4 protein-coding genes and 1 pseudogene are annotated in these 3,637 nt (G+C 71.0%); 3 read left to right on the forward strand and 2 right to left on the reverse strand.

From position 1 onward, the window contains the following. Positions 1-285 precede the first annotated feature (285 nt). The gene (locus ACFWPI_RS39305) at positions 286-468 is read right to left on the reverse strand and encodes a hypothetical protein (protein WP_380380937.1); all 183 of its coding nucleotides are present in this window, start codon (positions 466-468) and stop codon (positions 286-288) included. 764 nt (positions 469-1,232) lie between these two features. On the opposite strand from ACFWPI_RS39305, the gene ACFWPI_RS39310 reads away from it, so the two are divergent. From ACFWPI_RS39310 to ACFWPI_RS39320, 3 genes are all read left to right on the forward strand, one after another. Further along, positions 1,233-1,394, forward strand: a complete 162-nt coding sequence (locus ACFWPI_RS39310) for a hypothetical protein (protein ID WP_380380935.1) — start codon at positions 1,233-1,235, stop codon at positions 1,392-1,394. A 168-nt stretch (positions 1,395-1,562) separates the two neighbouring features. After that, positions 1,563-1,991 (forward strand): hypothetical protein, encoded by a 429-nt coding sequence (locus ACFWPI_RS39315; protein WP_380380933.1) that lies wholly within the window; start codon positions 1,563-1,565, stop codon positions 1,989-1,991. Between the two features lie 486 nt (positions 1,992-2,477). Then, positions 2,478-2,648 (forward strand): hypothetical protein, encoded by a 171-nt coding sequence (locus ACFWPI_RS39320; protein ID WP_380380931.1) that lies wholly within the window; start codon positions 2,478-2,480, stop codon positions 2,646-2,648. Between the two features lie 692 nt (positions 2,649-3,340). On the opposite strand, the pseudogene ACFWPI_RS39325 reads toward ACFWPI_RS39320, so the two are convergent. Next, a pseudogene (locus ACFWPI_RS39325) lies at positions 3,341-3,637 on the reverse strand (hypothetical protein); the annotation flags it as partial.

A 3,637-nucleotide genomic window follows, 5' to 3' on the forward strand; every position in this document is an offset into this window, starting at 1 on the left:
TCACCTGAACCAGCACGACCATCCCTGCCCACCCACGAACCGGACCTTGGAGACACCGGCCCCGCGCCGGGCACTCTGCATGCCCTCACACCCCCACACAGGCACAACGCGCCGCCTGCGCCATCAACCCAACTCAGCCGGACCCAACTGAAAGGCGCAGGCTAGCGCTCACCCGCACTCGGGCCCCGTCCGGGGGCCCGACACTGCGCCTGTGGGGCCTCCATCCGGGGCCCCACAGGGGTGTTGAGATCCGGAATATCCTGGCGGTGGCCTCGAAGCCCTGCGTCAGCCTCCGAGTGAGATGTCGAACTGGTCGAGCCAGTGGACATTGTCCTTGCCCGCGGTGGCGACGACGCCGGCGGTCAGCCAGATGAACGCGGGAAGGAAGTCGTCGCCGAGGCGGTCGGCGAGGTCGTTGACCGTCGCGTTGGGCGCGTCGACGTGTCCGATGATGCCGGCGACGTGCATGACCTTGCGGCCGTGGCCGGTGCTGAGCGAGGCGTGCCTGCGGCTTCACTCGGGCCGAGTCCGGCTTCACGGGTGCCTGCGAGCCAGTCGGCCAGGGCGCCGAACATGAGCGAGGTCATGAGCCCGGCGGCGTCTTGGTCAACCGACAGAATCCCCTGAGCATGGCCTATGCCCTCTCTCAAGCAGGAGTGTTCCCGTGCTGTTCAAGATCAGCTCCCTCGTCGCAGGTCAGCGCGTACGGCTGGCCTTGTGCCCACGAAGACTGGCAGGTCCGGTCGCTGGCCCGGGACTTTCGGTTACTTGTACCGGCCGACGCCCGAGAGAGCTGGCCCTCCCTGGTGACGGCGGGCGCCGCCTCTCACGTTCCCGCTCTGCTGCGGACTCCGGGTCCTGGCTCCCCACGACCCTGGAAGCGGGCTCGCCCGCCCGACGGTGGCTCGTATGCCGGTTGGTATCCGCGGTGACGTCGCTCGTAGCGTTTCCCGCCTGATCGGGGCTCATGCCGAAGCGCAGCGGTCCCGGCCGTGGCTCTTCGGGCCCCTCCTGTCAGATCAGACCGCGCGGCGCCGGGCGACGGCCGAGGCCGCGCGCGACGCGCGTGGGCGCCGGATGGGCCCTCACCCGTTCGGCACGATTGGAGTGCGGCGTCCAGTACGGGGTGTGAGTCTGGGCCTGTCCGCCCCGGCCCGGCAGTGCCGGCAGGCGGACATCCCGCAGGCGCAGCCCGCATCAGGAGCGGGACCCCCCTACGTGGGCGAGTTGTGATGCCCAGTCAGTTGTGGTGTCCGGCCATCGTCGTGTATGCCGCCGCAGCGGCCGCCCTCACCCCGAGCGTGGTGGCCGCACCCCCCGGGGCGGCCGCCGTCGCCGACACGTGCGGCGCCGGGGTGGCGGAGCACGTCGGGCTGCTGGCACTGGCCGGTTGACCGCATCTGCCGACCGGCCGGTACCAAAGCCTCCGGGACCATCACCGCCTCCGGCTCCAGCGGCAATCCGGTGAACCTCCCTGTGCACGGCATAAAACCCCTCGGTGGGGAAGCGCGTGGGGGCCGCCTCGGACTTCGTCAGGGGCATCGACAGCGAAGGAGATCGTCATGAACAGCATTCGTATAGCCGCCCTGGTCGGCGTGCCCGTGCTCGCCCTCACGGGTGTACTTGTCGCGGCACCGACAGCCAATGCCGCCACCGGCGTCACCCCTACCAGCATCATGGTCGGCAAATTCACTCTCAACGAGGTCACCGACCTCATCACCGGCGACCAGAGCGGCGACGAGGAGTTCTTGGAAGCGGACGCTGCGGCCGGGGGCGTGGACTTGGGATTGGGAACCGCCACGGTGGAGGGCACCGGAGGAAACCAGAGCGTCCACATCCCGCTCCACAGCCTCGGCACGGTACGCGATGGCGAGCAGGTCATCGTCACGACGTCCGACATCGAGACCGGCCCAGGCGGACTCTCGATTGTCGAGGGCGCGGCGACTCTCACCTGCCACCTGGACGCCAACGGCAACGGTACCTGCAGCTGAGCTTGGCGTTCATGCTGCCTGCCTTGCCCCAGCAGCCCTGCGGTCCTCCTCCGGGGCAGCCGAGGATCCCCACACCATGCGGGCCGGGCCCCGCAAGCGCGAGGCCCGGCCGCGTGGCGGTCGCCGTCCGGGGCCGCCGGGTATCGGAGCTCTCGGCGGGACCACCGGCCCGCTGGGCTCGGTGCGCCTGGGCCCCGAGGACGACCCCTGACGGGTCGGATGCTTCGGCTGCTGATCCCAGCTGAACCGGGCGCAGGCACAGGCCGTTCTCAGGCCGGAAGCTCGTCGATCCCGCATCGATGAGGTCCACTTCCCTACAAGCTCTGCCGACGCCACAGACCCTCGCCCGGCCCCTTAACCGCTCCCGGCGGTCCCGCGCGTACCCGCCCTGGCCTGCTCGTTGAAACGCAGGTGAGCACAGTGATGCCGGCAGCTGGCCGTCACCGCCCCGGGCCGGTACCCGGCCGGTACGACGTGACCGGGAAGATGATCACCGTCGGCGCGCAGCCGGCGGCCGAAACGGCCCTGGCGCCTCCCGGCGAACCGATCTACGCGGAACTGGCCGCCGCGTGGCGGGTGATGGGCAAGACGGTGCCCGGCCAGCCGGACCCGCTGTGGGACATCCTGGTGGCGGGTGACACGGGACGATATCGATGAGGACGGACCTCGCATCCGTCCGCGGCGTGACCCGCCAGGCCGGGAGCCCCGGCAACGGCGCCGGTCGTGCGCAGTGCCCGCCGAGCCCCTGCGCTCTCGTGGACGGAACAATCTCTGCCCTATCCGGGTGGGGTCTCAGGTCGTTGACCGATCGTTGCACAGCCCCGGGTGGTGACGTGGAGACGCTGCTCGGCGAGGAGACACACCGTCGGCCGGGGCCGACGCTCATGTCCACGCCGATCAGCGCCGGGCGCGCCCTGAATCCAGTGAGTCCGGCGTTGGGCTTGATGGCCCGGGTGTCGGTGCCGCCCCGAAGCGTCCGCAGGCCGACCTCACCACCGGGCTGCGTGAGAGCGCCCCGGGACTGGACCACCTCATCCAACGCGCCCGGCACCCAGAACGTCGGGGTACGGCTGACGAGCAGCCGCAGAAGATCGGAGCCGGCTGAATTTCGTCAGTGTCGATGTCCGGTGGTGGTGCGTGGCGGCCCGGAGGCCGACAAAGCCGTGCTGGACCGAGCCGGTCCGGGAGCCGCCGCGCCCTGACCGGGGCGGGACGGCTGTGGCTGCGTGGTCCGGGTGTCCGTCGCGGGCGGTGGTGCGGCCCGGGAACCTGGAGGTTCCCGGGCCGCGTGTTCCGTCGACATCCGGTGTTCAGTCGTGGGTTCGCCTAGCCGGTGCCGTGTTCCGGGCCTACCTGGTGCCGTTCCCCTGGCGCCTGCGGGTGCTGGAGAATCCGGTCAGGAGCGCCCCCAGGCCCAGGAGCAAGCCGCCGGCGACGCCTGCGGTCTGCACCTGGGCACCGGCGTGGGTGAGGGCGAGGGCGATCCCTCCGTTGGGGTGGTTGTCCCACTGGCCGGGGCCGGGGTGGTGGTCGCCCCAGCCGCCGTGGCCGCCGGAGTTGTTGCCGTCGCAGCCGCCGTGGTCCTGGTCCTCGCAGGGGGTGCAGGCCACGATGGTCACGGTGTTGCTGGTCGCCGTCACCGGGGT

It is taken from the genome of Kitasatospora sp. NPDC058492 (genome assembly GCF_042720685.1).
Classification (GTDB): Bacteria; Actinomycetota; Actinomycetes; order Streptomycetales; family Streptomycetaceae; genus Kitasatospora.

Bases quoted from the DNA above. Each gene is read 5' to 3' on its own strand.
- ACFWPI_RS39305 (WP_380380937.1), bottom strand. From the start codon at position 468: ATGCACGTCGCCGGCATCATCGGACACGTCGACGCGCCCAACGCGACG.
- ACFWPI_RS39310 (WP_380380935.1), top strand. From the start codon at position 1,233: ATGCCCAGTCAGTTGTGGTGTCCGGCCATCGTCGTGTATGCCGCCGCA.
- ACFWPI_RS39315 (WP_380380933.1), top strand. From the start codon at position 1,563: ATGAACAGCATTCGTATAGCCGCCCTGGTCGGCGTGCCCGTGCTCGCC.
- ACFWPI_RS39320 (WP_380380931.1), top strand. From the start codon at position 2,478: ATGATCACCGTCGGCGCGCAGCCGGCGGCCGAAACGGCCCTGGCGCCT.